Source organism: Pseudoalteromonas sp. SG43-5 (assembly GCF_014164345.1).
Taxonomy (GTDB): Bacteria; Pseudomonadota; Gammaproteobacteria; order Enterobacterales; family Alteromonadaceae; genus Pseudoalteromonas; species Pseudoalteromonas distincta.
Genome location: NZ_JACJFA010000004.1, coordinates 164,363 through 190,136 on the forward strand (window position 1 = coordinate 164,363; position 25,774 = coordinate 190,136).

Sequence of the window (25,774 nt, forward strand, 5' to 3'; positions counted from 1 at the left end):
ATCATTGAATCAGAGAATTATGCCGCGTAAACTACGCGGCAATCTGAAAATAACGCATCGGCGTTTTTAATAAAGGAAAGAAGAATGAGCGATATCCAAGAACGCGTAAAGAAAATTATCATTGAACAACTAGGTGTTAAAGAAGAAGAAGTTAAAAATGAATCTTCTTTCGTAGATGACCTAGGTGCAGATTCTCTTGATACTGTTGAACTAGTAATGGCTCTTGAAGAAGAGTTTGATACTGAGATCCCAGATGAAGAAGCTGAGAAGATCACTACAGTACAAACTGCTATCGATTACGTAACAGCACACGCTGAGTAATTAATCGCACGTTAAAGGCAGCATCCGCTGCCTTTAATTTTTTATATCCAAACCACCTCAAAGTTCGTGATTCAAAACTTAAGCCTCAATGCTCAATTTTAGCTAAAAATTAATTTTGATTGTGTTATGCGTTTTTAATCTATTTTGGGACTAGCACTTTGAGGTAGCTTGGGTATGATCATCCCCTTGTAAAATATCCCTTATTGGAGGCAAACCGTGGCTAAACGTCGAGTCGTCGTAACTGGCTTAGGAATGTTGACGCCGCTAGGTAATGATGTTCAATCAACCTGGCAAGGCTTATTAGATGGCAAAAGTGGCATTCAAACAATAACCCACTTTGATACATCAAAATTTGGTACTAAATTCGCTGGTTTAATAAATGACTTTGATGCAACTGCATACATGTCAGCGAAAGATACTAAAAAAATGGACTTGTTTATTCAGTACGGCATTGCAGCGGGTGTTCAAGCCTTTAAAGATTCAGGCCTTGAAATTACTGAGCAAAACGCAACACGTATAGGTGTAGCTGTGGGCTCTGGTATTGGTGGCTTAACGCTTATCGAAGAAAACCACATTAAGTTATTAAATAGTGGTCCGCGCAAGTTATCGCCATTTTATGTGCCGTCTACCATTATTAATATGATCTCAGGTCATTTATCAATGATGCATGGACTTCGTGGTCCAAATATTTCAATTGTAACTGCCTGTACTACTGGTTTGCATAATATTGGCCATGCAGCGCGCATGATTGCCTACGGTGATGCAGATGCAATGGTTGCTGGCGGTGCAGAAAAAGCGTGTACCCCAATTGGTATGGGTGGCTTTAATGCTGCACGTGCACTTTCAACCCGCAATGACGACCCACAAGCTGCTTCTCGCCCTTGGGATAAAGACCGCGATGGCTTTGTGCTTTCTGACGGTGCAGGTGTTGTTGTAGTTGAAGAGTACGAACATGCAAAAGCACGTGGCGCTAAAATTTATGCTGAGCTTGTTGGCTTTGGTATGAGCGGCGATGCGTATCACATGACGTCACCACCAGAAGATGGATCGGGTGCTGCCCTTGCAATGCAAAACGCACTAAATGATGCGCAAGTAAACGCTGAGCAAATTGGTTACATTAACGCACACGGTACATCTACAAATGCAGGCGATAAAGCAGAAACTGCCGCTGTTAAGTCTATTTTTGGTAATGCAGCTAAAGATGTAATGGTAGGCTCGTCTAAATCGATGATGGGTCACTTGTTAGGTGCTGCAGGCTCGGTTGAATCGATTATTTCGATTTTATCACTGACAGATCAAAAAGTGTCGCCAACTATCAACCTTGATAACCCAGACGAAGGGTGTGACTTAGATTATATTGCTCACACTGCACGTGATGCAAAGTTAGACTTTGCACTGTGTAACTCGTTCGGTTTTGGTGGTACTAATGGCTCGTTGCTATTTAAAAAGGTATAATCTTTTTTAACAACGAATCAAATTATAAGAGCTCAGTTGTTTAACTGGGCTTTTTTTATATGCCAAATAAAATGCAAACAATAATAGCAGTAGATCAAAACAGCACTTTAAGCACGCGTGACAGAGGCTTAAATTACGGTGACGGCTTTTTTACAACGGCTAAAGTTGTTAATGGGCAAGTACAGTATTGGGCTCATCATAAAGCGCGTTTGATTGAATGCGGACAGCGTTTGGGTTTTCCTGAGCTAGATTTTAATCGCCTTGAAAACCAAATTGCTTTGCATATAAAAGCTGCACCACTCAACGTGCTTAAAATACTTGTAACGCGAGGCGAAGGCGGACGTGGTTATGGGCTGCCAAGTGAGTGTAATATTACTATTTTATTGAGCATATTAGATTACCCTAGTAATTACGAAGCGCTTGTTAAAAAGGGTGTAAATCTCGAAATAAGCCCAATTAAATTAGCAGCACAGCCTTATTTAGCGGGTCTTAAAACACTAAACCGGCTAGAGCAAGTACTAGTTAAAAAAGCAATGCAAACGCAAAACTGCGACGATGTGTTAGTGCTTGATTACAATAACAATGTAATTGAAGCTTCTGCAGCTAATATTTTTGCGATTGAAAATAAGCGTGTGTTTACGCCATTGCTTGATGAGTGCGGAATAAAGGGCGTTTATCTGCAATCGTTATGTGATAAATTGCCTGTTGAATTTAAACGCGTGAAAGTAGAAGACTTAACCCAAGCAGACGCCGTATTTGTGTGTAATAGCTTAATGGGAGCAGTACCTGTAAAACGTATTGAGCAACAGGTATTTAATACAGACGACAGCCACGCATTACTAACTAAATTATTAGCCAAGGAGGCTGAGTGTTAAAAGTTATTTTATCGGTACTTTTTTTAGCTGTTATAACCACTGCTGTTGGTTACCAGCAATTACAAGCAACAATAAATAGCTCGTTAAAGGTAGCACAAAACACACAATTTGAAGTTAAGCATGGCACTGGCTTTAATAAGTTATGCCAACAATGGCAAGCTAAAAACTGGGTAGAAAGTTGTTGGCGTTATCAGGTAATTGCCAAATTAGATCCCACACTTACCGACTTAAAAGCGGGGCTTTACGAGCTAACAGCCGATAGCGTTATTAACAACGTAAAAAAAATTAACCAAGGTCAGCAAATTAGTTTTAGTTTTACCATAATTGAAGGTCAAAACTTACGTGAAGTACTAAGTGCTATTAAAAAAGCTGATAATTTACAAAACGATTTAAAAACTGACGAACTAAGTACTCAAATACTGGGTAATGACACGCACTTAGAAGGCTGGTTATTCCCCGACACTTACCATTATCATAATAACGATACTGCAAGCAGTGTATTAAAACGTGCAGCACAAAAAATGCAGCAAACATTAGATGATGCTTGGCAGCAGCGCGCTGCTAATTTACCCTATAAAACAGCATACGAAGCACTAATAATGGCTTCAATTATTGAAAAAGAAACAGGCCTTGCCAGCGAGCGTCCGTTAATTGCATCAGCGTTTGTTAACCGATTAAACACTAATATGCGCCTACAAACCGATCCTACCGTAATATACGGGCTAGGCGCTGACTTTGATGGCGATATTAAATACAAAGATTTGCGCGATTATACGCCTTACAATACGTATCGTATTAATGGCTTACCGCCAACACCGATTGCTATGCCATCTAAAGCCGCTATTTTAGCTGCAGTTAATCCGCCGCAAAGTGAATACGTTTACTTTGTATCAAAAGGCGATGGTAGCCACCAATTTTCAACCACGTTAAAGCAGCATAACGCGGCAGTTAAAACGTATATATTAAATAAAAAGAATTAAGTTTTTATGAAATCAAAATTTATAGTAATAGAAGGGCTAGAAGGCGCGGGTAAATCAACCGCTATTTCGTTATGCCAAGACTTTTTAAACAAACAAAAAATAGACTTTATTAATGTCCGCGAACCTGGCGGCACGCCACTGGCTGAATCGCTTCGTACGCTTGTAAAAGCAGAGCATGAAGAAGAAATCGCCTTTGAAACCGAGTTGCTTATTATGTACGCAGCACGCTCGCAGCTAATGCACAATGTTATTACTCCAGCGCTTGATAAAGGCCAATGGGTTCTTGCCGATCGTCATGATTTATCGTCACAGGCGTATCAAGGTGGTGGGCGTGGTATTAGCTCAAATACATTAGCTTCGCTTTCTTCAATGGTATTAAAGGGCTTAAAGCCTGATTTAACTATTTACCTTGATATTGACCCAGTGATAGGCCTTGAACGTGCAAAAGGACGTGGCGAGCTAGACCGAATTGAACAAGAAGCCATTGAGTTTTTTCAGCGTACACGTATGCGTTATGTTGAACTTGCTAACGACGACAACACCATTAAAACGGTCGATGCAAACCAAAGTATTGATAAAGTACATCGCGATATTACCAATGTACTGCATTCATTTTTTGAAGGCCTAAAATAATATGCCATTGCCTTGGCTACATGATACTCAAGCACGTTTAGCGAAAAGTTATCGCGCAGAGCGTTTTCATCATGCGCAATTATTTTGTGGGCCAGTTGGCGTAGGTAAGTTTGAGTTAAGTGATGAGCTTGGGAATGCTTTGTTATGCCAAAATATAGCTAAGCAGATAGCTGCGCAAAACAGTATGCTAAAACCTTGCGGACAGTGTAAAAGCTGTTTACTTAACCTGGCTGGCACTCACCCCGACAAGCGTTTAACGCAAGTTGATGGGCAAAGTATTGGTGTAGATGATATTCGTGGTATTAGTGATTTTATGAATCACTCTGCAGCGCAAAATGGCAATAAAGTCGCGATAATCGAAAATTGCGAAAAAATGACCACAGCAGCAGCTAACGCATTATTAAAAACACTTGAAGAGCCAACTAATAGCCGCTTTTTAATATTAACCACAAGCCAACCACAGCAGCTCCCTGCAACTATTTTAAGTCGATGCGCTAAAAGTGACGTAAAAATAACTAATACAGCACTTGCTCAGCAATGGCTAGAGACATTAGATATTCCTAACTATAGTTGGTTAGCACTTTTTTATAACCAACCGCTGCAAGTAAAGCATTGGCAACAGCAAGACCAGCTAAAAAATATTGATACACTGTATAAGTTTGCAACTGAGTTTAAACAAAGTCATAATTTTAAAGCGTTAGTCGATATAATAAATAAACAGCCTGAACTTGTTCGTATATTTACTTTGTTTTTAAGCGTGCAACTAAAGCAGCAATTACTGCAAGGCATGAGTTTTGACGCTTATCAAAGTGCGCAAAATGCATTAGGCGAGTTTTTACAAAATAACACACAAGTACTTGGCCTTAATTTACCGCTTGCTGTATCACGATTAGCATACACATTGCGAAATTCTTAAAAGGATTAATCATGCAAGAACTACTAGTAGACATAGACGATTTAGACGAGTTATACCGTTGTTATATGCCTTACTTAAAAAAAGGTGGCTTATTTGTACGCACTAATATGCGTTACGAAGCAGGGTATTCATTAGCGCTTAGAGTTACTTTGCCCGATGCCTTAGAAGATGACGTAGTGACAGGTAAAGTGTCGTGGATCACGCCACAAGGAGCACAAAGCTCTAATCCTCCAGGTATTGGTATTAGCTTTTTAGACGATAAAACAAACCTAAACGCTAAAATCGAAAAGCTGCTTGGGACTATGTTAAACTCAGGCGATCAAACATATACCATGTAGTTATAGGGTCGGTTTTTCATTGAGATTAACGCCGCCCTATATTGGGTTCTTTTAATTACTAACATAATAAATTAAACGAACAAATTTAAACCCTGAACATAATACAGGCCTTATAGTGATTGTAGATTCTCATTGCCATTTAGACCGTCTTGATTTTGATAAACTAGACTTAAACCTTGACCAAGTTCTTGATAAAGCGCGTGCAAAGCAAATAGAGCACTTTTTATGTGTAAGCGTAACGCTTGATCAGTTTCCAAGCATGCTTGATAAAATTAAGCATTACGACGATGTATCAGCCTCATGCGGTGTACATCCACTTGATCAAAAAGACGCCCTTAATAAACAGCAACTAATCGACTTAGCCTCACACGACAAAGTCGTTGCTATTGGTGAAACGGGTCTTGATTACTACTATTCAAAAGATACTCACGCAGTGCAGCAAGCAAGCTTTGTTGGACATATTGAAGTGGCTAACGAATTACAAAAACCGTTAATTATTCATACTCGTGATGCCCGCAGCGATACCATTAATTTAATGCGTGAGCACAAGGCCGAAAACTGCGGTGGTGTACTACATTGCTTTACTGAAGACTGGGATATGGCTAAAAAAGCCATAGACATGGGCTTTTATATATCTATTTCGGGCATTGTTACCTTTAAAAATGCTATTGAGCTAAAAGAAGTAGTAAAGCAAATACCGCTAGATAGATTATTAATAGAAACCGACTCGCCTTATTTAGCACCGGTACCGTATCGTGGGCAAACAAACCAGCCAGCATACGTAGAAGATGTAGCTTATTACATTAGCGAACTTAAAGGCATTAGCTTTAATGAACTTGCTAAAGCGACTACCGAAAACTTTTATTCTCTATTTAAATTAGCAGCTAAAGGCTAAATACATGATTACTCACACGGCAAACCTTCCTATTTTACTAATGGGGCCAATGGTGCGCCGTGCAGAGCAAACTGGAGTCTGTATTCAGTTTGCTACCTCCAAGCCTGCAAGCTGCCAAATAAACTTATTAAATGTTGAGTGTTATAGCGATCAACACACTGTTTCTTTGGGCGAACATTTATACCTGCATTTCGTTATTATAAAGCCAATAGACAACAAACTCCCTGTAGATAGCTTATTAAGCTATGAGCTTGTAATTGACGATGCAGCAATCGATTTATCGCCGTGGTGCTATAGCAGTCAAACAACGCCTGCATTTGTAATCCCCGATAAACTCAGTGATATTTTGCATGGCTCGTGCCGTAATGCACATCATCCAGCAAAAGACAGCTTAGTGTCTGCAAGTCACTGGCAAAATACTCAGCGCGATAATAATACTCAAGGCGCACAATTGCTATTACTGAGTGGTGACCAGGTTTACGCCGATGATGTAGCAGGCCCCATGTTATTAGCTATTTATCAGTTAATTAAAGCGTTAGGTATTTATAAAGAGCAACCACTTGCCATTGAGCTACCGGGCGATATAAATGAGCAACTTTATAATCGCCATTTGTTTTTACCAAAAACACCTTGGCAAAAACGCTCAAAGTTAGGTGTTGGTTACTGGCTAAAAAAAGACGAACCTCACTTTTCAAGTGTAAAAGCTTACAATCACCTTATCCACTTTGAAGAATATATAGCACTTTATTTATTAAATTTTAGTGCTGCTGCTTGGCAATGCTTTGATATACAAAACACAACGTATTTAGGTCAAAGCGAGCAAAACAAAACTATTTTTAACGCTGAAAAAACAGCACTGATTGATTATGCAAAAGGCTTAAGTGAAGTAGAGCGGTTGTTTGCCAATGTATCGACATTAATGATGTTTGATGATCACGATGTAACCGATGATTGGAATCTTACTGCTGGGTGGGAGCAAGCTATAAATGAAAACCCAAGTAGTAAACGAATCATTAATAACGGCTTAATTAGTTATTGGCTTTTTCAGGGAATGGGGAACGATGCACTAAATAAAACAGGTGAGTTACTAACACCTTTTAAGCAAAGCCGTACTGCTAATAATTTATGGCAGTTTAAAGCATTTGATAAACCACTAAACGATTTTAGTTTTTGGCATTATGAGTTAACTACAACCCCAAAAGTAGTGGTGCTTGATACGCGCACGCACCGCTGGCGAAATGAGCAAAACTTTAACGAGCCTTCAGGTCTACTTGATTGGGAACGCCTAACAGAGCTTGAGGAAAGCCTATTAAGCCACGACCAAGTTATTATTGTATCGCCAGCCCCCGTGTTTGGTGTTAAATCAATAGAAGCCATTCAAGCCATGTTTAACATATGTGGCCAACCGCTCATGGTTGACGTAGAAAACTGGATGGCGCACGAAGGCTCGGCAAAAAAGCTACTCGATACTTTTAGACGCACCGACACCCCAAACGAAACCCTGATTTTATCGGGTGACGTGCATTACTCATTTTGCTTTTCGGTGCAAAAACGTTTTGGCGATCACCCCAATCGAATTTGGCAACTTACCGCCAGCGGTATTAAAAATGAGTTCCCGCGTAAATTAATAAACATACTCGATAAACTAGATTCAATTCTATACGGCCCAAAAAGCCCATTAAACTTTTTTACCAAACGCTGGCATATGGAAGTAGATAAGCACCAAACCATTGGTGAAGGGCAAAAATACTTAGTAAGCGACTCAGCTATTAGTTTAATAACACTAGAGCAGGGGAATTTAGCCCGATATCAACTTATACACGGTGAAGGGCATTTAACTGAGTTTGATTTAGAGAAACAGTAAGTTGCTCATCTACAAGTTAATTGTAGATAAGGACCCTTGGTAAAGCGTTTGAAAAAAGTAAAACGTAGTACTGTTTAGATAAGAACCTACAAATAAAAACGCCCAGAGGCTTATAAAAAACCTCTGGGCTACAAAGTGACTCTAAATTGAGCCTAGCGTTAACTAAAACACTTTCTTGGTTCATTAGGGAGAAGAAGAAAGTACTGTAAAGTGTAGTAAAGCTACTCAATAAAGCATAACTAATTTCGCTTCCCCGGTTACAATTGATAACAAAGGGTTAGATTAATTATGCGTAATTTGTACTTTAGTTTAAATCCAGCTTATTAATTGTGTATTCTGCACTAGATCTCGTGGTAGAGAATTTTTGATCTTATTTTTTTGCCATTTCCCCAGCCCAATAGGGCAACTACACAGCGTTAAAACTACTTCACCAATTGTTTGAGTTACTTCAGTTAAGCGTATATCTTTACCTTGAAAATAATCATTTGCTTGCTCGTTATTTAACGCGTAAATATTAGTTTTACACTCATTGCCAAATACGGTTGCATACTCGTGCGTTAGTCTCACGCCATTTTTATGAATAATGCCAATTTGAATACCTAAACGTGCGTACTTAATCTTATTTTGTATGGCTTCAAATCCTTCAGGAAATAACCACAGCTCTTTATCGCGCTGCATTAAGCTGCCAGGTAGGTTAGTTAACCCAAAGTGCTTTTTAAGCGATTGCATAAACGCGGCACTTTGTTTTTTATCAAACTCGTTAAACGGGAATACACCTTTTTTAACTGTTTGATTTGGATTATTACGGCTTGCGTGCTTTTTAAATTTAGCAATAAAAAAGCCTTCGCTATCGAATGTTTGCGGCCAAACATGCAAATAGCCTTCACTTGTTGTTGCTTTACTTGCACCTTCAAATAAATCACTTAGTGACTCAGGCGTTATATAGTCGCCAAATTCACTGAGTAAATAATCGCACACTTGCTGGTTTTCGAGTGGAGTAAGTGTGCAGGTTGAATACACTAATGTGCCACCTGGCTTTAATGCGTAAAATGCGCTTTTAATTAAGTCTTTTTGTACCTGGGCTATTTGTATGTTTGATTCTATGGACCAATTTTTTAGTGCGTCGGCGTCTTTACGTACCGTGCCTTCGCCAGAGCATGGCGCGTCTAGTAATATGCTATCAAAGCATTCAAACATGTAGTTGCCAAATATAACGCCATCAAAATGCGAGAGCGCACAGTTGCCTACTCCCATGCGTTTGAGCGTTGCGCTTAGTACTTTTAGGCGCGATGACGAAAGCTCGTTTGCAACAAGCACGCCTTGGTTATTCATAAGTGCTGCAAGCTGCGATGTTTTAGAGCCCGGTGCTGATGCCATATCAAGCACGAAATTATTTTGAGAGTCTGCGAGTTCAATACTTTGCTTTAATGCCATAGGGGGCAGCATTGAGCTTGCCTCTTGTACGTACATAGCACCGCTTAGGTGTAAGTCGGTATTACCTAGGGCTAGGTTTTGTTCTTCATCTTCGGGGCGTTCTAACCAAAAGCCTTCACTGCACCAAGGGATTGGGGTTAGCAGCCAATTTTTTTCAGTGGCACGTTCTACAAATTCTTCAATGCTAATTTTTAATGTATTAACGCGGATAGATTTTCTGAGGGGCCTGCGACACGCATTTAAAAAGTCATCTAAGTTTAGATGCGCTGGTAAATAGGTTTTTACGTCGTCAATAAAGTGCTCAGGAATAAAAGTGTTGGCGTTCACGCGTTAGCTCATACTATAAAAATAAAGCGCGATAATAGCATTTATATAATGCATTTTCAGCGCTTAAAGACGTAACATCTGATTTATTGCCCTGTCGACACTTCATTGTTTTAGTCCATTTTAAAACCATTTTTATGCGACTTTATGTTAATAGTGTCGACAATGAGTGTGTTTTTTAGCCATTTTGATAGGTTTGAGGGTTGACATGATTTTTTAATAAGCTCATAGTAACCACACTAATTGTCGACAATCTAAAAAATAACTTATGACACACACATTTTTAAACGAAGCGCCTATAACTACCGCATCAGATCAAGTATTTGTAGATATGCGCCGTGAGATTGTTGAAGGCAGTATAGTTCAAGGCAGTAAAATATCAGAGCCTGAGCTTGCCAAACGTTATGGTGTAAGCCGTGCAACGCTTAGAGAGGCGTTAAATCGCCTAGAAAGTTGCTACCTTGTTGAGCGTAAAGCTAACGTAGGTTGCCGAGTAGTTGCCCTTACCGCTGAGCGCTTGATTGAAGTTTACCAAGTTCGCAGCTCACTTGAAGGTTTGGCATGTAGGCTTGCTGCCGACAATATGGAACCCGAAGAAGTAAAAGGCTTAAAGCAATTACTTAATCAGCACCTACAAACACAACGTGTTAAAGAGGGCGAATCTTATTACCAAGAAGCCGGCGATTTAGATTTTCATTACCGTATTATTCAAGGCAGTAAAAACGCGCATTTAATTCATTTACTGTGTAATGAGCTTTATCAATTAATACGCATGTATCGTGTACAAATGGGCATGGTGGGGCCGCGTGTATCAAAAGCATTTGATGAGCATTTAGCGATTATTAACGCCATTGAAAACCACGACGGTGAATTGGCCGAAATGCTTATGAAGCGCCATATAAGCGCATCGCAAGCAAATATCCAAACCAAATTTGATGTATACCAATCAATATGAGTATTCGAACAATTTAACGGATTAAATCGCTCCGTAACGTCGTTAAAAATTTTTTATTTAGAACCACTAAACATAAAAATTATTGCCTAGTTACAGAACGATTTTCTTATCGTTAAATAGACCTCATACCCATAATGATTGGTATGAGCTTCTAAAAGTTAAGTAGAGCAGTTAAACAGTCACAATTACAGATTAAAACTACAAGTTACTCCACGTAGCAACCGTTCAAAGTGAGGAGAAAGTAATGTCAGCAGGATTAAAATTTAAACACGCTATTGCCAATAACCGCCCGTTACAAGTAGTAGGTACTATTAACGCCTACACCGCGATGATGGCTGAAAAAATGGGTCACCAAGCTATTTACCTCTCAGGTGCCGGTGTTGCAAACGCCTCGTTTGGTATGCCTGACTTAGGTATGACGAGCCTTGATAACGTGCTTGAAGATATTCGCCGTATTACTGGTGCTAGCGATTTACCACTACTTGTTGATGCCGATACCGGTTGGGGTGGGGCGTTTAACATTGCACGCACAGTAAAAGAAATGACTAAAGCGGGTGCGGCGGGTTTTCATATAGAAGACCAAGTAGCGCAAAAACGCTGTGGTCATCGCCCTAATAAAGAAATTGTAAGCCAAGGTGAAATGGTTGACCGCATTAAAGCGGCGGTTGATGCAAAAACCGATAGCGATTTTTACATTATGGCGCGTACTGATGCATTTCAAAAAGAAGGTTTAAACGCCGCGATAGACCGTGCAGCTGCCTGTGTTGAAGCCGGTGCTGACGCTATTTTTGCAGAAGCCGTGCACGACCTTGCTGATTACCAAGCATTTGCAAAAGCGATTAACGTTCCAATTTTGGCAAACATTACTGAGTTTGGCCAAACACCTATTTACACAAAAGAGCAGTTGAGCGATGTAGGTGTTGAAATGGTGCTTTACCCACTAAGTGCATTTAGAGCCATGAACAAAGCAGCACTAAACGTGTATTCAGCAATTTTAAATGAAGGCTCGCAACAAAGCCAAATTGAAAATATGCAAACGCGTTCTGAGCTTTACGACTTTTTAGATTACCACACGTACGAGAACACACTCGATAACCTTTTTTCATCAAAATCTGACAAATAATAATTATTAAAATCACACACAAATTTAAGATAGGAGAAGATCATGGTAGATAAAGCATTAGGCGGCGCGGGTTTACGCGGACAAGTGGCTGGTCAAACAGCATTGTGTACTGTTGGACAAAGTGGTTCTGGTTTAACGTATTGTGGTTACGATATTAGCGAACTTGCCGAAAAAGCGCAGTTTGAAGAAGTGTCTTTTTTACTTTCACGTGGTGAGTTACCAACCACAAGCGAATTGGCAGAATATAAAGCAAAACTAAAAAGTTTACGCGGCTTACCTGATGCGCTTAAAACTGTGCTTGAAAATACTCCTAAAGACGCGCACCCAATGGATGTAATGCGCACGGGTTGCTCAATGTTGGGTAACCTTGAAATGGAACTTGATTTTAGCCAAGCTAATGATGCAATTGATCGTATGGTTGCTGTGTTCCCAAGTATTATTTGTTACTGGTACCGCTTTACACACGATGGCGTACGCATTGAAACACAAACTGATGACGACTCAGTTGGCGCACATTTTTTAAATTTATTACACGACAAAGCACCTAGTGAATTGTTTGCACAGGTAATGAATGTATCACTAATTTTGTACGCAGAGCACGAGTTTAACGCCTCTACTTTTACAGGGCGTGTGTGTGCATCAACGCTTTCTGATATTCATTCTTGCGTAACTGGTGCGATTGGTACGCTGCGTGGTCCATTACATGGTGGTGCTAACGAAGCGGCTATGGATATGATTCAAGGTTTTACAAGTGCTGAACATGCTGAGAAAGAAATTATGGGCATGCTTGAACGTAAAGACAAAATAATGGGCTTTGGTCATGCTATTTATCGCGAGTCTGATCCGCGTAATGTAATTATTAAAAAGTGGTCTGAAAAACTAGCGGCAGAGGTGGGCGATACCGTGCTTTACCCTGTGTCTGTTCGTTGTGAAGAAATTATGTGGCGCGAGAAAAAACTGTTTTGTAATGCCGATTTTTTCCATGCATCTGCTTATCACTTTATGGATATTCCAACTAAATTATTTACGCCAATATTTGTCATGAGCCGTGTTACGGGCTGGACTGCCCATGTAAAAGAGCAGCGCGCTAACAACCGTATTATTCGCCCAAGTGCCGATTACACAGGCCCTGATGCACGCAGTTACACACCAATAGAGTCACGTTAAAAAATGGGTGAGCACGCATGTGCTCACTTTTTTATTGCACATAGCCACTAGCGAGTCGTTTTTCTCAAACTTTTTATTAAACACGCTAGCTGTGAGCAAACACCGTCACCAAATTAGCGAACCCTTACCATGACCATAATTAATAATACCCAATACCGTAAACCTTTACCTGGCTCAAACGTCGACTATTACGATACGCAAGAAGCCGTAGATGCAATTAAGCCAGGTGCATACGCCACACTACCTTATACATCGCGTGTATTTGCCGAAAACCTAGTACGCCGATGCGACCCTGCTATGTTAACCGATGCACTTAACCAGCTAATTGAGCGAAAGCAAGACTTGGATTTTCCGTGGTATCCGGCGCGCGTGGTCTGCCACGATATTTTAGGCCAAACAGCACTTGTTGATTTAGCAGGTTTGCGTGATGCAATTGCAGCCAAAGGCGGCGATCCGGCAAAAGTGAATCCTGTGGTACCCACGCAGTTAATAGTGGATCATTCACTAGCGGTAGAGCATGCCGGTTTTGATCCTGACGCATTTGAAAAAAACCGCGCCATTGAAGACAGACGAAATGATGACCGTTTTCACTTTATAAACTGGACAAAAACTGCGTTTAAAAATATTGACGTTATTCCACCGGGTAACGGCATTATGCATCAAATTAACCTTGAAAAAATGTCGCCGGTTATTCAAAACCGAGATGGCATTGCATTTCCAGATACACTAGTTGGTACCGACAGCCACACGCCTCATGTTGATGCGCTGGGTGTTATTGCTGTGGGTGTAGGCGGGCTTGAAGCTGAAAGCGTTATGCTTGGCCGTGCTTCATATATTCGCTTGCCTGATATTGTTGGTGTTGAGCTAACAGGTAAGCGCCAACCGGGTATTACCGCAACCGATATTGTGTTGGCCATTACTGAATTTTTACGCGAACAACGTGTTGTATCTACTTATTTAGAGTTTTACGGTGAAGGTGCCGACGCGCTTACACTTGGCGACAGAGCAACCATTTCAAACATGACGCCTGAATTTGGCGCAACTGCCGCCATGTTTTATATCGATGATAAAACAATAGATTATTTGCGTTTAACAGGGCGTGAAGAAGAACAAATTGCCCTTGTAGAAAATTACGCAAAAACAGCAGGCCTTTGGAGCGATAGCTTAAAAACCGCAAAATACGAACGTGTACTTAAGTTTGATTTATCAAGCGTGGGGCGCAATATTGCAGGTCCATCTAATCCGCACCGCCGTGTATCGACAAGCGATTTAGCTAAAGAAGGTATTTCGGGCGTTGTTGAAAATGAAGAAGGCTTAATGCCAGACGGCGCATGTATTATTGCCGCTATTACTAGTTGTACTAATACTAGTAATCCACGCAATGTAATTGCTGCAGCACTCCTTGCCCGTAACGCAAATGCTAAGGGTTTAATGCGCAAACCTTGGGTTAAAACTTCATTAGCACCAGGCTCAAAAGCAGTGCAATCATACCTTGAAGATGCAAACCTACTAACAGAGCTTGAGCAACTTGGCTTTGGCATTGTTGGTTTTGCGTGTACAACATGTAACGGTATGAGCGGAGCGCTTGACCCTGTGATTCAAAAAGAAGTAATTGAACGTGATTTATACGCAACGGCTGTACTTTCAGGTAATCGTAACTTTGATGGGCGCATTCATCCTTATGCTAAGCAAGCATTTTTAGCGTCACCTCCTTTAGTTGTTGCGTACGCCATTGCAGGTACTATTCGCTTTGATATTGAAAAAGGGGTACTTGGGCAAGATCAACAAGGCAACGACATTACGCTTAAAGATTTATGGCCATCAGATGAAGAAATTGACGCAGTAATTAAGCACAGTGTTAAGCCAGAGCAATTTAGAAAAGTATACGAGCCTATGTTTAATTTAACCGTAGATTACGGTGAAGATAACGACCCACTTTACGACTGGCGCCCAGAAAGCACCTACATACGTCGCCCTCCTTATTGGGAAGGTGCACTTGCGGGTGAGCGCACTATGACCGGTATGCGCGCGCTTGCAGTACTTGGCGATAACATTACAACGGATCATTTATCGCCATCAAACGCAATTATGGCAAGTAGTGCTGCTGGCGAATACCTGACCAAAATGAACGTCCCAGAGGAAGACTATAACTCGTACGCAACGCATCGGGGCGATCATTTAACAGCGCAGCGTGCAACCTTTGCCAATCCAAAGCTGCTAAACGAAATGGTACTTGACGAAAACGGCGAAGTTAAGCAAGGTTCGTACGCACGATTAGAGCCACAAGGTACTAATACCCGTATGTGGGAAGCAATCGAAGCTTACATGGAGCGTAAACAACCGCTTATTATTGTAGCCGGTGCAGATTACGGGCAAGGTTCGTCGCGCGATTGGGCTGCAAAAGGCGTAAGACTTGCAGGCGTTGAAGTAATAGCAGCAGAGGGCTTTGAGCGTATTCACCGTACTAACTTAATTGGTATGGGGGTTTTACCGCTTGAGTTTAAAGCAGGCACAACGCGTAAAACTCTAAAGCTGAATGGCAGTGAAACGTACGATGTAACGGGTGATTTAAAACCAGGCGCCACAGTTAATTTAAGCATTACCCGTAAAGACGGTGAAGTGCTTACTGTGCCTATGAAGTGCCGTATCGATACCCAAGGAGAGCTTTCTATTTACGCGGCTGGTGGTGTGTTACAACGCTTTGCTCAAGACTTTTTAGAAGCAACGCAATCTGCATAAGGGCAAACACTATGTTTAAACCGCAAATTAAAGTGCCTGCAACCTATATGCGTGGCGGCACCAGTAAAGGTGTGTTTTTTAATTTAACTGATTTGCCAAAGCCTGCTCAAGTAGCAGGCGAGGCGCGCGATAATTTATTACTGCGTGTTATTGGCAGCCCAGATCCGTACGGCAAACAAACGGATGGCATGGGCGGCGCTACATCAAGTACCAGTAAAACCGTAATCTTAAGTAAAAGTGAGCAAACTGACTACGATGTTGATTACTTGTTTGGTCAAGTGGCGATAGATAAACCTTTTGTGGATTGGAGCGGTAACTGTGGCAACTTAACGTCAGCAGTGGGTGCTTTTGCCATTAGTAATGGTTTGGTCGATAAAAGCAGATTACCTAAAAACGGTGTTGCTATTGTGCGTGTGTGGCAGGCTAATATTAAAAAAAGCATATTAGTGCATGTCCCTATGACCAATGGCGAAGTACAAGAAACCGGCGACTTTGAGCTCGATGGTGTTACTTTTGCTGCAGCTGAAGTAAAACTTGAATTTATGGCCCCCGCTGATGGCGATGGCGCGTTATTTCCAACAGGTAACGTAGTTGATGACTTAGAAGTACCAGGTGTTGGTACTTTAAAAGCCACGATGATAAATGCAGGTATTCCTACTGTATTTATTAACGCCACTGATATTGGTTATACCGGCACAGAGCTGCAAGACGATATAAATAACGATATTGCAGCGCTTGAAAAGCTCGAAACCATTCGTGCTTATGGCGCTGTTAAAATGGGCTTAATCACTAACATTAGTGAAGCGCAAGTTCGCCAACATACGCCAAAGGTTGCGTTTGTTGCATCGCCTTTAGATTACAAAGCATCTAGCGGAAAGCTTATTGAAGCTGCAAATATCAACTTGTTAGTACGCGCTATGTCGATGGGTAAACTGCACCATGCCATGATGGGCACAGCTGCGGTTGCTATTGGCACTGCTGCAGCAATTGAAGGCACACTCGTAAATATAGCTGCTGGTGGCGGCGCATTGAGTGAAGTTAACTTTGGTCATCCGTCGGGCACCCTAAAAGTAGGTGCTGAGGCTAAAAATACTGCAGGTAACTGGCTAGTTACCAAAGCAAGTATGAGCCGAAGTGCACGTGTATTAATGGAAGGGATTGTAAGAGTCCCTTACTAATCAATGGTGAAGTTAAGCGCAACTAAACATTTATTTTAGTTAAGCAAACAAATTTTATAAACGTTTGCTTAGCTAAAGTAAAACCTACTCACACTCGTTATAAATAATCCTTTTTCATTAATTTTTCGAATTATCGTCTTTTTTCGCTCTCATCCACCGCATTTACTTGAAGAATATAATTAACAAACTAGATTATATGTAATATTCATTTAATAAAGTGAATATATTGTATCAATATGTGCTGGTTCTTTATGAGTGTCTATAGGTTATTGAATAATAGAGATGCTGATAAAGAAGTAGCTCATAGAATAAAGATAAATACTTCTATAAAACGTATAAATATGTAGCATAACTATATATCTTAATGGTATTTTTAAAGTTCTGGTAACAAAGGTTATGATTGTGTACTTTTTTAAGGCTTTTTAGAATATAAAAAGCTTATGTAAGGCACTATCAACTAAACTAATATCTGATACTCATTCCAGGCTATCAAGGAGAAATAAATGGTAAAGCGTACGATCAAATTTACACCTATTGCAGCTTCAGTTGCACTTACATTAGGCTTAACAGCTTGTGGTTCAGATAACGACAGAAATATTCCTGTTACACCTGTAGAATCTTTTACTGCAACGGGCGATGCACAATTCAACATTGAAGTAACAGGTAAAGCAGTTAAAGGTTCAATGAAAAATGCTGTAGTAACTGTAATGACTTTAGATGAATCTGGTCAAAGCGTTCCTGTGGCATTTCGCTCAGCTGCTTCAGCAGAGCCAGAGTCTTTTTCTGAAGAAGCACTATCTCAAGATGCTGCAGATGCCGCGGTAGAAGCAAGTAAAATTGCCGCTAACCCTGAAGTCTTAACTGATGAAAGCGGCCGTTACAGCATCTACCTAGATGATGATTTTACTGGTCCTGTTTACATTACTGTTAAAACGTCTGAAGAAGGCGATGATAGCTTTTTACGTTGTGATGCTTACGTAGGTTGTGGCAATTACGATGTAGCGCCAGAAGTTGACGACGAAAATGATGGTGATACTGCGATTGAGTTTGGTGAATGGTACAAAACTGACCTAGAGCTTTCAGTTGTTAAATTCATTCCAGTTGTTGAAGCTGATCCATCAGGAGCGAGTGGTTCTGCAGGCGACGCTAATGTTACAGGTTCTTATAAAGCAAATGTTACTTTTTTAACATCATTAGTTGCATCTCTTCTTCTTGATTCAGGCTCAAGTGTAGATGAAGGTGCTATAGCTACAGCTAGCTTAAACACTGTTGTACAAGTAATGGGTCAAGACGCAGCACTTTTACTTTCTGCTATTATTGGCGACTTATCTAACGGCGGCGCTGTAGATTTAAGTGATGTTGATGGTGAAGAAGAGCTTACTGATGGTATTTTAGCAATTGCACAGTTTTCATCTTCAATTCAGGGTTTACCTTCAATTGGTGATGTAATGAGCAGCATTAAAGCTGGTATTAAATCAGGCCAGTTTAAAGGTAATGCTGATGCTAGCATTGCAGCAATAGCGACAATGTTACAAACAGCTATTACAAATACTGCAAATGTTTTTGTTGCCATTGCTACTGGCACTGAAGAAGATATTAAAGCTGCATTGGAAGCAGCTTTTGCAGCAAAAACTCCAGCTCCTACTGCTGACGAGATAGTTGCGTTTGCTGCTAACTCAGCTGATGTTGCTAAAAAAGCAAAAGCAGCTAAAGATAAAGCTGTGAAAAATGGTGCAGCAACTGATGCTGGCCTTGCAGCCGCTGCAGTAAAAGTTAAAAAAGCACTAGAAGTAATTGGTTGTACTGGTGCAGAGTGTACAGTTGGAGATGATTTTTATACAGCTCTAGCAGCTGCTTTAACAGTAGAAGTTACAGCTTCACAGACTGCACTTACTGCATTAGAAATGGATATTGAAACAGCTCAAAGTTCACTTGCTGATGTTCAAGCAATGGGTGGCGATGCTCTTACAGCTGATAACGCAGCTGCATTTGTAAGTGCTGTAACATTACTGAAAAATGAAGCTGCAACAGCTGATTTAACAGTTAAAGCGGATTCTATTTTTGTTAAATCACAAGGTTATGTAACTGCTGCAAAAGCGCTAGTTACTCAAAGCTCTGATTACCAACAGATTCTTGATTCTGCAACGTCTTTACAAACAGATGCATTTGATGCTGTAAATGATACCGCTGCATACGACGCTGCATTAGCTGCACTAGTAGCGGAAGCAGAAGCAGCGATTGAAACGTTTGATATTGCTCTTGCTGCAGCAAAACTAGTTGCTGAAGATACTGCAGACGTTGCTGATGAGAAAAAATCAGCAGCAGACACAGCTGAAGCAGCTTCTACAAGCGCACTTGCTAACGCAGAAGGTGCAATGGTAGATACAGCCGCAAACGCAACTGAAGCTCTTGAGCTTGCAATGACTGCTGTTACTGCTGCGTCTGATTTTGCTGCTGCTGTTGATGCACTTGAAATTGCTATTGAGCAAGCACTTGTTGCTGCTAATGCTTACCTAGACCTTGAAGGCGAAGGCGCACAAGCAATGATTGATGCGCTTACAGCTATGCAAACAGCTGCTGAAGCTCAAGGTGAACTAGCTAGCGAGCAATTTGTAACAGCTTATAACCTACAACTTGTTGCTGAATCGGCGGTTGCTAAACTTGAAGTACTAACTTCTGTTAAAGCTACATCAGAGTCATTATCGACTATGACTGTCCTTACTAACACTGGCGGTCAAGCGGTTATCGATGCAGCAGATGTTCTTGCTGACGTAATTGATGAGCTAGCTGAAATGGGTAACTCAGGTGAAGGTACTTCTACTCGTCAACCTGATTGGTCATATAACTATGACTTAGATGCGTTAGTTTTAGAATTAGAGAACGAAACTACCGGTGAAATGATCAGTGCTTCAGCTTCATACCAAGGCGAGCAATTAGTTGTTGCTTGGGGCGCTACATTAATGGGTGAAAATGGCGCAACTGTTTCACTTGTTACTGCTGATACACAAGCACAAGCACTTGAAGATTGTGTTGATTTTGCTGCAGGCACAATTGATGCTACTCAAATTGATTCATGTTTAATATTCACATTTGACGGTGCAGTAAATGCTGACACAATTGATGATGCTGAAATTATCGATACGCAAGCTTGGAACCACGTTGAAATTATGGACGGTGATTCTGGTTTCACTGGTATGCTAAACCTTACTGCAACTGAAGAATCAGATTCTTCAAGTATTACACTTGAAGGTATGTCTGGCGACTTAGACTTTAAAGTAATGGGTATGGTTGACAGTAGTGGTGATGAAGATGAAAGTACATTAGAAGTTATGGTTAAAGGTGACGCAGCAATGGGTTACACATTATCTCTAACTGGTATGGAATCTACAGGTTACACTGGTGATGTTAAAGCTATGTACAATGGCGAAATGATGTCATTTGGTACTGCTTCTAAAGTTACTAACGGTGTATCTATCACTTACATCGATGGTGATGTAGTGCCTTACACTGATGTTGATTTAATTGATTCATCTAAGTAATATTTAAACTATAAAAGGGGAAAGCAGCGCTTTTCCCTTTTTTTATAGAAAGCGATTAAATTATGAAAAAAAAAATTCTCTTGTTAGGATTTTCAACAGCGTTTATTTCTCCTCTTGCTTCCGCAGATAACCAATTTCAAATATTTACTCATTTTGACGCAGAAATTTATACTGAAGCACAACCAGTACAAGCCTTTGTAGATGATTTTGATGCACCATTAAAATCGGGTGACAGTGCATTTACCTATAATATTTTTGAAGTGGGTGTTGGCTACGGTAATTTTAAAGTGGGTTTACAAAGTCGTTATGACTATGTTCTTAACTTTGATCCTGATACAGCTAAATATACTCATACCGAAAAGAATGATTTAGAGTTTGAAGATAGATTTTATACCTATTACCTCGATGCTAAACAAGCAACGTCTAATGGTGTATTCGTATCTTATGATTTTAAATTTTTAGATAAAAATGCATTAACAATAACACCTAAGCTTTCTGTTTTTGCCAGCTCACACTATCAAGATGCCACTGTAAATGGTGAGATTTTTAGTGATGAAGTTGAAGGTGCTGTAACTGTCGATTACAACTTTTCAAAAGATATTTTATTTAAAGAATTTACACCTTCACAAAAGCCTGAAGGGCTAGGCTATAGCCTAGATATTTTTGCCGATTGGCAAGTAAATGATGAGCTTAAAGTTGGTTTTAGCGTAAAAGATTTGCTCTATAAAACTCAGTACGAAGACAGTGGCTCTGTAAAGGGTCAAACTACTGAAATTCCATTTAGCGAAGATGACAACGGCGATATTATTACTCAGCCAACAGTTTCATTAAAAACATCTGCATTTGGAAATACGGTATCTCATGATTTCGAAATGGAAATGCGACTACAAGCATTTGCCGATTACAGAATAAACGACCGATTTTCGACTCAGTTAACTTTAAAACGTTACGATAAAGACACGTTTAGCCAATTAAAAGGCCGTATTCACTTTTGGGATCATTGGCGAGTACAAGCAGGCTACGAAACAAAAAGCGAAGCATTTTTAGTTGGTATAGAAAACGAATATTTTGGTCTTAATTTACAAACTGATAGCCTAGATTTAGATAAAGCCTATTATGCAAATGTGAATTGGTACGTGAACATTAAGTTTTAAGGAATGAAGATGTTAAAACAAATTATACCTTTAGGGGTCGCTATTGCATTGGCAGGTTGTGGTTCTTCATCAGACAGTGACAGTTCAGAATCTGTTGCAGTGAGTGAAATTGCTACATCTTCTTCTGTGAGTTTTTATGTATCTAATTGGCAATCACCACAGGGCACGCTTAATGTTTTAGATAGCGATGGGGTGGTGCAAGAATCAATTGAAGTCGAAAACATCAATACTGCGAGTGTAAGTGTAACTCCACTTACTTTTAATAGTTTTGAGTTTATACCTAGCGATACAGCTCTACCTTGTCCGCGATTTACAGGGTGTGGCAGAACTGTGCGTGGTGATGTAAATGACTTAAACGCAAACCGGTTAATCGACTACCAAGAATTGACAACCGTTACCCTTAATTACAAAGCGGATGCATTAAGTGCACCGGGTGTAAATAAGGTTTATTTATCGCCATTGAGTAAAGCAATTACAGAAGAAGGCTTTAGTGCTACACAGGCGAGTTTATCAGCCACGCCTTTTTATCATTTAACGCACAGTAATTTAAATGCAAGTGTTGAAGCAGAAATGGTGACAAATGCCTTCACCTACGCGGCAATTTTAGCTGGTGTTGCTGATAGTTCGTTTAGTGTTGAAAGTGCTTTTAATGCATTTACTAACTTGGAGACTGACCAGCAAGCATGGCAAGATTACAGCGACTTAGCAGCGCAGTATGTTACAGACAACTTATTTAGCGACCAAGGTAATGCTTTGCTGAAAAATGTAGCTGGTCAAGTTAAGCAAACGATTGCAAGTGTAACTACATTTGCAAATTGGCAGGCTCGCTCAGCAGAAGTGCAAAGCTTAGACTCAAGAGAGTTACTTGTTGATACGCGAAATATAATTGGTGTTGCAAGACTTCAAGAAAAAAGCTATTCAGATGAATTAGACGCAAAATTTACTGAGCTTGAAGGTGCGTTTGATGAAGATACACAAAGAACCCTTGATGCACTTAGTAATGCTTTAAACGAAGTTATCACAAATTATTCACCACTAGCTGATGGCTCTACACCATCAGGGCAATATAAGCTTCGTGATTTAGATATTGATTACAACCAATCACCTTATACTTGGGCTATTACTGGCACATATGATGAGTTACCTATAACCATTGATTTATCAATTCCAACTTTCAGAGTAAGTGGTGTATTAGGTAATAAAATCGAAGGTGTAATGAGCGCAACGGTCACAAATGGTACTACGGTATTAAGTGTGGATGTAAGTGAGTTGCTGATTGAGTTTGATGGCATAGATGCTCAAAGTGAATTAAACCCAGAAGCCGATACGGGTATTACACAGGTAACGACCAACGTAATTATCAATAAAGCAGCGGGTAAACTCGAAGGTGATTTATCAGTAAACTTAAATCGTTTTGTTAATTCACTAGGTGAGGAGTCAACCACGTTATCTACTTTTGATTTTAATGGTGATTACGTAAGTGACATTCAAAGCACTGCATTTCATATCACAGCAGTAGAGGCTTCGCCTTTTGTTGGTGAAGATAATGACGATTTAGCATTTACTTTTGAATTAGATTTTCCATTGAGTGGTGCAAGCGATTTTAAATTTGCGTACGTAGGCGATGTGGAAAACTTATCAGAACTTACTTCTACAGATATATTTGTTAGCATACAAAATCGCGCGTTAGATTTACGTATTCGTGATGTTAGTGGCAACATTAATCTAATAGCGAAAGGCGAAAATGGACGTTGGTTAGATGTAAAGCAAAAGGGCCGTAATTACAGTGGCGGTTTATATTTTGGTGATACTAAACTAGCTGATGTTACTGCGGTACGTGGTATTCCTGGTGTTTTATTTCCAAATGGTGAGTTTGAGTCGTTATTTTAACCATTATATTAAATAATTAAAAACTCAGCATATGCCTTACAGCTCAGCGCTTTTTACGATGAGTGAAGTGTTTTTATAACTATTCGAAATCCGATATTAGTTTCTGATATCGGATTTTTTAATGTTTGTTATATTAGTTAAATGCGCCTGAATCGAGGTAGCTGCCAATCCCGAGTGTAAACATCCATAGCCCCCATAAGCTGTGTTCAATAACACACACGACCGTTGAGCGGCTTTGTGCGTAGGTATACGCAAACAGTAAACCGCCCAAAAAGGCTAAGGCTACTGCAATCCAATTTGCATACACAATATGCGCCAGCGCAAATACACTCGCACTGACTACAATACGCACTGTTTTTTTTGGCATGATGCGTTTATAACGATGAAAAAAATACGTTCTGAATATTAATTCTTGAGGAATAACCGACAGTATTGGATACAGCACCAATAGTAAAAGCCAATCATTAAATGAGTTACGGGGAAGGGTAAACCAGTTGCCTTGATGAATAATCCCGTAAAACATGCCTGAGAACAGCGTACCTAAAAAAAAGAAGCTAAACACACGCCTTTTAACAGCAGAAAATTGCCCAAGGCTTGTGAGTCTAAACCGTTTAAAATGGGGATCGCCTAGTAGCAACATACAACACACACTCATAAGTATAATAAGCGCAGGGATAAGCCAATTAGCTAAATGCTCGCGTAATCCAAAACCCAACAAGGGCAGCAATATAAAAATGAGGGTAAATTCAAACCAGCGGTATTGGTTAGCGTTCAAGGTCGTCTCAACTTGCTTTTTTTAATAAGCTAACAAGCTAAGACGACACTTTTATGACGAGGGGGCTTACTTTGCTGTTTCCTCTTCATCAGGGAGGTATTTGTACAAGGCAATAATGGTGGCAAAAATGCTTACAAAAGTAATACCCATTAAACCAAACACTTTAAAGTTAACCCAAAAATCGAGCGAAAAATTGTATGCAATATAAATGTTTAGTGCCGCTATACCAGCAGTTATAACAACCCACATTAGGTTAAGCTTATCCCATAATGGTTCTGGGACAACAATGGCTTGTTTTGTATCATTAGCGTTTTCGAGGATTGAGCTAAGCGCTTTTTTAACGAGATTTTTATTAAGTACATAACGGCTAACAAGTAACGTTAAACTTAAACCTGCATATATCAGTGTTGCTTTCCATTTAATGTATTGCTCATCATGAAGTACCAGCGTTAGCGTACCAAACACGGCAGCAATGCCAAAAAATATCCAATGACGAGTAGGTACATTGCCATGTTTAAAGTAGCTATAAGCAACTTGAATAAGCGTAGTGGCCATCAATAAACCGGTAGCCCAATAAATATCGACGAGTTTAAACACTGCAAAAAACAGTATGAGTGGAATGTATTCAATTAATGCGTGCATATACTACCTAAATTATACAAAAAAGAGTCAAAGGCTTTTTACCACATAAAGCTTAGCAACTACAAGGTTGACTTGTTGCCCTGTAACCCTTAGCCTGCGTGGCTTTATTACCAATTTGGTTTGGTATTTTTCATATCATCATATTCCCACGCTTAACCAACACTGATTTGGCGTGTATTTAGGAGCCTAAAATGAATAAAGCAGAACTCGTTGCTGCCATTGCACACAAAAGTGAATTAACAAAAAAAGATTCTCAAGCGGCACTTTCAAGCTTGCAAAAAGTCATTACTAAATCGCTTTCTGAGGGCGATCAAGTTCAAATTAATGGCTTTGGTACCTTTGCGCTAAGTTATTACCCAGCGCGTACTGGGCGTAACCCGCAAACAGGGGCTGCAATTGAAATAGAAGGCGCAAATAAAGCGGTTTTTAAACCTGCTAAGGCGTTAAAAGATCTGCTTTAAATAGCATTACTTAGCTTGGTCGTTGATTGAGCTTTGCGTGGAGTTATTAAACATAAAATTATGGGCTTTGCCCATCACGCCAACAAGTTGTGCGTCTACAAAATAAACATAATGCC

21 protein-coding genes are annotated in these 25,774 nt (G+C 40.1%); 18 read left to right on the top strand and 3 right to left on the bottom strand.

Annotated features, from left to right (window positions below; translation table 11 throughout):
• The first annotated feature begins 84 nt into the window (after positions 1 to 84).
• The 9 genes from acpP to H5161_RS06260 all read left to right on the top strand — a co-directional run bounded on the left by acpP (position 85) and on the right by H5161_RS06260 (position 8,277).
• A complete protein-coding gene (gene acpP, locus H5161_RS06220) occupies positions 85 to 321 on the top strand; it encodes an acyl carrier protein (RefSeq protein WP_002962377.1) in 237 nt (78 codons plus the stop codon).
• A gap of 216 nt (positions 322 to 537) precedes the next feature.
• Positions 538 to 1,776: a beta-ketoacyl-ACP synthase II gene (gene fabF / locus H5161_RS06225; protein ID WP_182768929.1), complete on the top strand. Its 1,239-nt coding sequence runs from the start codon at positions 538 to 540 to the stop codon at positions 1,774 to 1,776.
• A gap of 59 nt (positions 1,777 to 1,835) precedes the next feature.
• Complete coding sequence (pabC, locus tag H5161_RS06230) at positions 1,836 to 2,651, top strand: aminodeoxychorismate lyase (RefSeq protein ID WP_182672284.1); 816 nt, start codon at positions 1,836 to 1,838, stop codon at positions 2,649 to 2,651.
• Positions 2,645 to 3,631 (top strand): endolytic transglycosylase MltG, encoded by a 987-nt coding sequence (gene mltG / locus H5161_RS06235; RefSeq protein ID WP_182768930.1) that lies wholly within the window; start codon positions 2,645 to 2,647, stop codon positions 3,629 to 3,631. Before pabC ends, mltG begins: the two co-directional genes overlap by 7 nt.
• A gap of 6 nt (positions 3,632 to 3,637) precedes the next feature.
• A complete protein-coding gene (gene tmk, locus H5161_RS06240) occupies positions 3,638 to 4,264 on the top strand; it encodes a dTMP kinase (RefSeq protein WP_007585737.1) in 627 nt (208 codons plus the stop codon).
• A gap of 1 nt (position 4,265) precedes the next feature.
• Positions 4,266 to 5,180 carry a DNA polymerase III subunit delta' gene (locus H5161_RS06245; RefSeq protein ID WP_182768931.1) on the top strand — a complete coding sequence of 305 codons (915 nt, stop codon included), beginning with the start codon at positions 4,266 to 4,268 and terminating at the stop codon, positions 5,178 to 5,180.
• Between the two features lie 11 nt (positions 5,181 to 5,191).
• On the top strand, positions 5,192 to 5,518 hold the full coding sequence (locus tag H5161_RS06250; RefSeq protein WP_182768932.1) for a PilZ domain-containing protein: 327 nt from the start codon (positions 5,192 to 5,194) through the stop codon (positions 5,516 to 5,518).
• A 115-nt stretch (positions 5,519 to 5,633) separates the two neighbouring features.
• Positions 5,634 to 6,413 carry a TatD family hydrolase gene (locus tag H5161_RS06255; protein ID WP_024594691.1) on the top strand — a complete coding sequence of 260 codons (780 nt, stop codon included), beginning with the start codon at positions 5,634 to 5,636 and terminating at the stop codon, positions 6,411 to 6,413.
• A 4-nt stretch (positions 6,414 to 6,417) separates the two neighbouring features.
• Positions 6,418 to 8,277 carry an alkaline phosphatase D family protein gene (locus tag H5161_RS06260; protein ID WP_182768933.1) on the top strand — a complete coding sequence of 620 codons (1,860 nt, stop codon included), beginning with the start codon at positions 6,418 to 6,420 and terminating at the stop codon, positions 8,275 to 8,277.
• A gap of 309 nt (positions 8,278 to 8,586) precedes the next feature.
• Here the strand turns inward: H5161_RS06260 and rsmF are convergent, their stop codons facing one another.
• On the bottom strand, positions 8,587 to 10,038 hold the full coding sequence (gene rsmF / locus H5161_RS06265; protein ID WP_182768934.1) for a 16S rRNA (cytosine(1407)-C(5))-methyltransferase RsmF: 1,452 nt from the start codon (positions 10,036 to 10,038) through the stop codon (positions 8,587 to 8,589).
• A 265-nt stretch (positions 10,039 to 10,303) separates the two neighbouring features.
• Between rsmF and H5161_RS06270 the strand changes: the two genes are divergently transcribed.
• The 8 genes from H5161_RS06270 to H5161_RS06305 all read left to right on the top strand — a co-directional run bounded on the left by H5161_RS06270 (position 10,304) and on the right by H5161_RS06305 (position 23,780).
• Positions 10,304 to 10,990: a GntR family transcriptional regulator gene (locus H5161_RS06270; RefSeq protein ID WP_007582477.1), complete on the top strand. Its 687-nt coding sequence runs from the start codon at positions 10,304 to 10,306 to the stop codon at positions 10,988 to 10,990.
• A gap of 244 nt (positions 10,991 to 11,234) precedes the next feature.
• On the top strand, positions 11,235 to 12,113 hold the full coding sequence (gene prpB, locus H5161_RS06275) for a methylisocitrate lyase (RefSeq protein ID WP_138488929.1): 879 nt from the start codon (positions 11,235 to 11,237) through the stop codon (positions 12,111 to 12,113).
• A 42-nt stretch (positions 12,114 to 12,155) separates the two neighbouring features.
• Positions 12,156 to 13,280, top strand: a complete 1,125-nt coding sequence (gene prpC / locus H5161_RS06280; protein WP_182768935.1) for a 2-methylcitrate synthase — start codon at positions 12,156 to 12,158, stop codon at positions 13,278 to 13,280.
• Between the two features lie 129 nt (positions 13,281 to 13,409).
• Positions 13,410 to 16,019: a Fe/S-dependent 2-methylisocitrate dehydratase AcnD gene (acnD, locus tag H5161_RS06285; protein WP_182768936.1), complete on the top strand. Its 2,610-nt coding sequence runs from the start codon at positions 13,410 to 13,412 to the stop codon at positions 16,017 to 16,019.
• Between the two features lie 11 nt (positions 16,020 to 16,030).
• The gene (prpF, locus tag H5161_RS06290) at positions 16,031 to 17,197 is read left to right on the top strand and encodes a 2-methylaconitate cis-trans isomerase PrpF (RefSeq protein WP_182768937.1); all 1,167 of its coding nucleotides are present in this window, start codon (positions 16,031 to 16,033) and stop codon (positions 17,195 to 17,197) included.
• Positions 17,198 to 17,700: 503 nt separating this feature from the next.
• On the top strand, positions 17,701 to 20,736 hold the full coding sequence (locus H5161_RS06295) for a hypothetical protein (RefSeq protein ID WP_182768938.1): 3,036 nt from the start codon (positions 17,701 to 17,703) through the stop codon (positions 20,734 to 20,736).
• Positions 20,737 to 20,798: 62 nt separating this feature from the next.
• On the top strand, positions 20,799 to 21,890 hold the full coding sequence (locus H5161_RS06300; RefSeq protein ID WP_039489982.1) for a hypothetical protein: 1,092 nt from the start codon (positions 20,799 to 20,801) through the stop codon (positions 21,888 to 21,890).
• A 9-nt stretch (positions 21,891 to 21,899) separates the two neighbouring features.
• The gene (locus tag H5161_RS06305; RefSeq protein WP_182768939.1) at positions 21,900 to 23,780 is read left to right on the top strand and encodes a hypothetical protein; all 1,881 of its coding nucleotides are present in this window, start codon (positions 21,900 to 21,902) and stop codon (positions 23,778 to 23,780) included.
• Positions 23,781 to 23,913: 133 nt separating this feature from the next.
• Here H5161_RS06305 and H5161_RS06310 read toward each other — a convergent pair whose 3' ends face one another.
• The gene (locus tag H5161_RS06310) at positions 23,914 to 24,555 is read right to left on the bottom strand and encodes a CPBP family intramembrane glutamic endopeptidase (protein ID WP_182768940.1); all 642 of its coding nucleotides are present in this window, start codon (positions 24,553 to 24,555) and stop codon (positions 23,914 to 23,916) included.
• A gap of 66 nt (positions 24,556 to 24,621) precedes the next feature.
• Positions 24,622 to 25,197 carry an inner membrane-spanning protein YciB gene (locus tag H5161_RS06315; protein WP_033028426.1) on the bottom strand — a complete coding sequence of 192 codons (576 nt, stop codon included), beginning with the start codon at positions 25,195 to 25,197 and terminating at the stop codon, positions 24,622 to 24,624.
• Positions 25,198 to 25,388: 191 nt separating this feature from the next.
• Here H5161_RS06315 and H5161_RS06320 point away from each other — a divergent pair, with 191 nt between their 5' ends.
• Positions 25,389 to 25,658, top strand: a complete 270-nt coding sequence (locus H5161_RS06320; protein ID WP_007375441.1) for an HU family DNA-binding protein — start codon at positions 25,389 to 25,391, stop codon at positions 25,656 to 25,658.
• The last annotated feature ends 116 nt before the right edge of the window (positions 25,659 to 25,774 follow it).

Coding starts and splice junctions, on each gene's coding strand:
- acpP (WP_002962377.1), top strand. CDS start 85: ATGAGCGATATCCAAGAACGCGTAAAGAAAATTATCATTGAACAACTA.
- pabC (WP_182672284.1), top strand. CDS start 1,836: ATGCCAAATAAAATGCAAACAATAATAGCAGTAGATCAAAACAGCACT.
- tmk (WP_007585737.1), top strand. CDS start 3,638: ATGAAATCAAAATTTATAGTAATAGAAGGGCTAGAAGGCGCGGGTAAA.
- H5161_RS06245 (WP_182768931.1), top strand. CDS start 4,266: ATGCCATTGCCTTGGCTACATGATACTCAAGCACGTTTAGCGAAAAGT.
- H5161_RS06250 (WP_182768932.1), top strand. CDS start 5,192: ATGCAAGAACTACTAGTAGACATAGACGATTTAGACGAGTTATACCGT.
- H5161_RS06260 (WP_182768933.1), top strand. CDS start 6,418: ATGATTACTCACACGGCAAACCTTCCTATTTTACTAATGGGGCCAATG.
- H5161_RS06270 (WP_007582477.1), top strand. CDS start 10,304: ATGACACACACATTTTTAAACGAAGCGCCTATAACTACCGCATCAGAT.
- prpB (WP_138488929.1), top strand. CDS start 11,235: ATGTCAGCAGGATTAAAATTTAAACACGCTATTGCCAATAACCGCCCG.
- prpC (WP_182768935.1), top strand. CDS start 12,156: ATGGTAGATAAAGCATTAGGCGGCGCGGGTTTACGCGGACAAGTGGCT.
- acnD (WP_182768936.1), top strand. CDS start 13,410: ATGACCATAATTAATAATACCCAATACCGTAAACCTTTACCTGGCTCA.
- prpF (WP_182768937.1), top strand. CDS start 16,031: ATGTTTAAACCGCAAATTAAAGTGCCTGCAACCTATATGCGTGGCGGC.
- H5161_RS06295 (WP_182768938.1), top strand. CDS start 17,701: ATGGTAAAGCGTACGATCAAATTTACACCTATTGCAGCTTCAGTTGCA.
- H5161_RS06300 (WP_039489982.1), top strand. CDS start 20,799: ATGAAAAAAAAAATTCTCTTGTTAGGATTTTCAACAGCGTTTATTTCT.
- H5161_RS06305 (WP_182768939.1), top strand. CDS start 21,900: ATGTTAAAACAAATTATACCTTTAGGGGTCGCTATTGCATTGGCAGGT.
- H5161_RS06315 (WP_033028426.1), bottom strand. CDS start 25,197: ATGCACGCATTAATTGAATACATTCCACTCATACTGTTTTTTGCAGTG.
- H5161_RS06320 (WP_007375441.1), top strand. CDS start 25,389: ATGAATAAAGCAGAACTCGTTGCTGCCATTGCACACAAAAGTGAATTA.